This window comes from Candidatus Borrarchaeum sp. (assembly GCF_019058535.1).
In the GTDB taxonomy this organism is placed as follows: Archaea; Asgardarchaeota; Sifarchaeia; order Borrarchaeales; family Borrarchaeaceae; genus Borrarchaeum; species Borrarchaeum weybense.
The window spans coordinates 1-5,515 of the sequence record NZ_JAHPYX010000199.1 but is presented as its reverse complement, the minus strand read 5'-3'; the positions used below and the strand labels follow the sequence as shown (position 1 = coordinate 5,515).

General features: G+C 39.6%; 5 protein-coding genes. 3 read left to right on the top strand and 2 right to left on the bottom strand.

Annotated features, from left to right (window positions below):
- Positions 1-1,550: ABC transporter permease (locus QVB70_RS12315; RefSeq protein ID WP_287586675.1), on the top strand; the 1,550-nt coding region annotated here is incomplete at its 5' end.
- Between the two features lie 135 nt (positions 1,551-1,685).
- Here QVB70_RS12315 and QVB70_RS12310 read toward each other — a convergent pair.
- Both QVB70_RS12310 and QVB70_RS12305 read right to left on the bottom strand, forming a co-directional pair.
- Positions 1,686-2,582 carry a 4Fe-4S binding protein gene (locus tag QVB70_RS12310; RefSeq protein ID WP_287586673.1) on the bottom strand — a complete coding sequence of 299 codons (897 nt, stop codon included), beginning with the start codon at positions 2,580-2,582 and terminating at the stop codon, positions 1,686-1,688.
- A 162-nt stretch (positions 2,583-2,744) separates the two neighbouring features.
- Positions 2,745-3,308, bottom strand: a complete 564-nt coding sequence (locus tag QVB70_RS12305) for a hypothetical protein (protein ID WP_287586672.1) — start codon at positions 3,306-3,308, stop codon at positions 2,745-2,747.
- Positions 3,309-3,409: 101 nt separating this feature from the next.
- Here QVB70_RS12305 and QVB70_RS12300 point away from each other — a divergent pair, with 101 nt between their 5' ends.
- Together QVB70_RS12300 and QVB70_RS12295 are read left to right on the top strand one after the other, a co-directional pair.
- Positions 3,410-4,600: a nitrate/nitrite transporter gene (locus QVB70_RS12300; RefSeq protein WP_287586670.1), complete on the top strand. Its 1,191-nt coding sequence runs from the start codon at positions 3,410-3,412 to the stop codon at positions 4,598-4,600.
- A gap of 137 nt (positions 4,601-4,737) precedes the next feature.
- Positions 4,738-5,515: nitrate/nitrite transporter (locus QVB70_RS12295; protein ID WP_287586667.1), on the top strand; the 778-nt coding region annotated here is incomplete at its 3' end.

The window sequence follows — 5,515 nt, the reverse complement described above, 5'->3', positions numbered from 1 at the left end:
TTGTTGGGGTGGGCCTTATATTCGCTTCATCATTTGTTCTGGGGCTTCAAGATACCTTTCTTATTGGTATATTCCTGTTAATGACAGCTACTGGTCTAGTCCTTATCATGGGTGGCTTAAAACGTAAATATCTTACGATTTCAGCTGGAGTTATATTCCTAGGAATCGGTCTTTTTGATGTGCTCTTTGTAGAATCATTTTTTTCGAGCTATATCTTAATGGTAGGATCGATTATCTTTACTGCGGGCATTTTAAGAGGAATTGGTGGATTCTTTAATTTCATTACCAAACAGATTCCAGGTTTCAAGTATGTGGGTTCGCTTGCAAGTAAAAACATAGCTCGAAAGCCCACAAGGAGCACACTAACCTTTGGCATTTTTACGATCTGTTTAGCGCTTGTGATTTCGGTCGCATCAATTATGATCGCTATCGAAACAGGAATTCTACAATGGGTTGACGACAATCTTGAGGAAGATATGTGGATCACCACATCTGTGGGGGCTCCTCTCGGCCTAAGCGGGAACATTACACGAAATATAGAAGGAATACATTGGATGAATACGAGTGATGAAGGGATGCGACCCGCTTGCACTGCCCAAGTATACGCAGGGGCTCGTTTCGAACTTTGGGATGAAGATTTTGATTCATTACTAATAGGTATCAACAGCACGGAGTATTTTGCCGTGAATGAAAATACTATGCAACATAAAATTCTGGAACCAAACATTACTGATACCTACAAACTCTTCAAGCGTCTAAAGAGTACACATGAAAATAGTTGCATTATAAGCGATAGACTAGCTGAAGAACTCCACATAAGAGTAGGCCAGAAAACACCGGTTGGTATATGGTCTCATGGAAATTTTACAGAGTTTAAAGTAGTAGGAATCATGCACAACGACATCATTGGCTACCCGCAACCTGGATATTTCTGTCTAATTGACATCGACAAATTCCTCGACTTCGGGTTTGATGAAACAGCATACCATTTCTCAATGAAACTTGATAGATATTATCCAAATGGCACAGAGGTAGACCCGCAAGTTGTGGCAGACCAGATTGACGAACGATGGGGCGATGAATATAAACTAAGCTTCTCGTTCAAAGAAGGTGTCAAAGATGACGTTCGCGAACAAGTACAACAAATCGGGACCTTCTTTAATATCATCACATATTCTAGCATTATCGTTGGTTTATTAGTTTTAGTAACAACGATGATAAAAATTGTAAGCGAACGACGTCGGGAAATTGGCTTACTCCGTACAATAGGCATAAAAAAAGTAAAAGTGATGCAACTCATCCTTTTTGAGTCGATATTCCTTGCTCTTATAGGTCTCTTTCTAGGTATTTTAGATGGTTACATCTTAGGGTACACATTCGTTCAGGCTATGGGTAGCGTTGGTTTCGGATCCATGGAGTTTGTAATGCCCTGGGTCGCTATTGGCCAAACAGTAGTAGTTGCTATCGCTATAGCCGTCATCGGTGCGCTAGTTCCCGCGTGGAATGCTGGTAAGATACCTCCAGCCGAATCATTGAGATATACAGGATAAATTAAGTGATATCTCCTGCCTCATCTCTTTTTTCTGATAATTATAGGCAAAGTCATACGTCAGAAATCAACAAAGAAGTTAAACATAGACGGCATCAATACATAAACTGGTTAAAAATAGGAGATTGAGGCAGGTCTAACAGAAGCTTACGGCGTCTACATTGCATGTACGAAGGCATCTTCCACAGAGATAGCATTCACCATAACTTTCAATTATTTCTCCTGTCGGGCATTTCATATCGCAAAGTCCGCATTCCATACATAAATCTCCTTTCTCCAATTTAAATCTGGAGAATTTCGCTACAGGTGCAGCAATAGCACCATAAGGGCAAAATAGCCTACAGAAAGGTCTGTATACAAAAATTGAAGCTACAAAAAAAGCACTTATGATGAACACGCCAGGAATTACAATTTCCAATCTCCAAAACTGATATGGCGCTATTATATTGATCAGATCAAGATTAAAGGCGAGAATTAAGCCAATGATCAAACCTAATACCCCTAGTCTTATCCAGAAGGTGATTTTTGTTGGCACGATCGGTTTATTTTTTCCTTTTTTGCTTGTAGGGACGTCATAGAGAAGTTCTTGAAGGGCTCCTACTGGACATCCATATCCACATACTGCACGACCGATAATAAAAGTGAGACCAAGTGTTAAGACGAGTGCTACAACTGTCATAGTTAAAGAATATCGTTCTACATGACCTATTCCTACCTCTCCCGCAGCAGCCCTTACACCCTCTGCCCCAAATAATTTCGGGATCAATGTGATTAGGTGTCCACCCTGAAGAAAGAAAAACGCCAGAACAGTTACACTTAACATTATAATTCGTAAGCGGTTGTTGAACTTTGTCTTGACCATTGCTACAATAGCTAAAATTGAGAACCCGATGACATACGTAAAACCGGTTATGAATTCTATAAGGTTAACTTCACCTTGACTTCTGCGCCCCACCCCGTTGCTGAATCCCTTGAATGCGTTCTTTATTGTTTCAGCATACTTAGAGACGCTGATTTTGAATGATTTCTGCATTGTTTTATCTCTCACAGTTTTCTAAGTTTGTTGTGAAAAAATTTTCATTAATTTCTTAGAAGTTAATTCACTTTTTCTTTTAGATTATGATTCATGCAAAATTAAAGCACAGAATCTTGAATAAAACAGCTACTAAGACAGTAACCACCAGAAAAGTGATAATCAAAAGAATTCGTACAAAACATCTTCTTTCAAGTTCATCAATACTTCTGCATTAATAGATTCTACATTAACACGCTGTGTCTTCTTGATTTCTATTTCCTCAGAGTCTAATCCACCATTGTACCAATGTATCAGAATTCCTACACGAAAGGTTAGTCCAGTATCAAGAAGTTCGCGTAAGAAGTTAATCCATCGGGTTGCTTGTTGATTTCGAAAATCAGGCCAGTATTTGTCCTTTTTCTGTTTTTTCGCTCTTTCTTTGAGCATTTTTTCTGTGATCCAATTATTAATTTTTTCCTTGCTCCATCCCTTTTTTCTTAACTTCTTGACTTTCTTAGAATCAACTAAGGCTTCGTGCTTTTGACTGATATCTAAAGAACCTAACACGGTGTCACAATCACAATACCCTTGAGTCGGTCTAAAATACAATTCCCCAAATGGTAACTGAGATTTAACGTTCTCGTTGTTTACAGGGCTTAAAGTCATTTCATAATTATCAAAAATAGGTACAAGTGTATCTATTTTCGTTCCTTTCGGCAAAGTTGCTGTGATGTAGTAGCACATGACACGAACACTTTTTAGGTCGTTGAAAAACTTATTTAGAATGAATGTGAAAGCAGGATAAATAACTTTCTAGCTGCAAAATTTTCATACAGATGAAGAAAATGGCAAAGTCAAGATTTCGCTGGGTTGTGCTGGGTCTTTCGTGGTTTAGCTGGTTGTTACTAGGCATTGCCCTCTTGAGCTTAGGGGTGATGTTAGTAAAGTTGGTTCCTCAATTTGGTTTAACTGGGGTACAAGCTGGAGCGCTCATGGCGGTTTCTGCAATTCCAGCTATTGTTTTTGCCATTCCTATTGGATCACTAGCCGATCGATATGGTGGAAGAAGGTTAGGTGCGCTTGGCTTGCTTATGTTGATGGTGGGATTAATTCTAATAGCTATCGCCGAAGTTTTTTTGGTGCTGATCGTAGCGAGATTGGCGATAGGTATTGGCGCTGCGTTATGTGGTACACCATTGCAGCAATGGATAACGAAATGGTTTCCTTCAACTGAATTGGGTTTTGCCTTAGGTTTCTTGTCCTCGGGGTATGGCATCGGGAGTATAATAGGTATTTTCACAATGGGTTACATTCTAGAAACCTTGGATCTATTTTTAGTCACCGTAGTTTTGGGTATAGTTTGTCTTATTTGTATGTTTCTTTTTCTTCTAGCCCGTCAAGAACATCCTTTAGCCATAGTAAAAGAAAATGGAACCTCTGAAACCTCACTATCTCTTCGCATGATATCAAAAGTCTTTAGAACTGTTGAATTATGGAAACTCGGTATAGCCGGATTCGCTATCACTGGAATAATGTCAGCGTATGCAACATTTGCCCCGATTACATTCGTTGTGCAGTTCCAAATGGATATTGTTACAGCCTCTGCTACCGCTGGAATAGCTGCAATCCTTGGCACTCCCTTTATTTTCGCAGGGGGCTGGTTGTCTGACAAATTGAAACCTCGATTCGAAAGAAAAACATTAGTTTTTGTAGCAACACTAATATGCGCTTTCGCTTTCTATTTAATTGGAGTCGCAACTGTATTTTTCATAGCATTGATAGGGATATGCCTTATAGGCATTTTTAATTGGATTTCAAGTGCTGCTCTTTCTGCAGCTTGTACTGAATCAACTGAATCAGCTACGGTAGGTTGTGCGCTCGGCTTTCTTGCAGCCATATGCTCTATAGGATCATTGATTCTGCCTCTTACAATGGGTCTTGTATTTGATATGACCGGCTCTTGGGCTTTAACGTGGACAGTTCCAGCGATAGTAGCATTTATTGGCGCAATAGTAGTCTTGTTTAGTAAAAACTGAATAGCATAGCGTTCGTTTATTTTAAAATTTATTTCCTGACTTGAAAAAACGTGTTCCCAGTAGGATAAGTTTTAAAACCAGTATCCATGTGTTCAATTCGCCATATGCTGATTAAGAGGCTAGGGGAAATTTCAGAAATGGAAAAATTAAGATTTCGCTGGGTCGTATTGAGTCTTGCATGGCTCTCGTGGCTACTGGTTGGTACTGCCGTATTAAGTATAGGAACTATGTTAACTATCCTAATTCCACAATTTGGATTGACAGGAGTGCAGGCAGGCAGCTTGATGGCAGTTGTTTGGATTGCTGGCATCATATTAGCGATTCCTATTGGCGTTCTGATTGATCGATATGGTGGAAGAAAACTAGGCGCACTTGGCATGCTCACGTTAACAATAGGGCTACTTCTATTTGCGTATGCAGATTCTTTTGAGTTGTTAGTTATATCAAGGGCAATCATAGGTATAGCTATTATCACTGGAACAACGCCACCACAGGTTTGGATGGCAAAATGGTTTTCTAATGATGAAATAGGCTTTGCGCAAGGCTTCTTAACATCTGGATACGCTAGTTCGGGCATCGTAGGTGTATTCGCTATGGGGTGGATTTTACAAACAATTGGTATCTACATGACGGTTATGATTCTAGGTATACTAAGTCTTGTATTAATGACTGTTTTTCTTCTAGCTCGTAGGGACTTCCCAACAGCACTAACAGAAACGGTATCCAATAAAAACTCTATGTCCCCTTCTGAAGCTGTTTCACAAGCCTTTCGAAATGTCGAATTATGGTTGATTACAATAGCGTGGTTATTTATTGTAGGGATCTCTACAGCCTACGCGACATTTGCCCCCATTACTTTTATAGCATTATTAAATCTGGATATAGTTACAGCGGCAGCCACGGCTGGTATAGTTC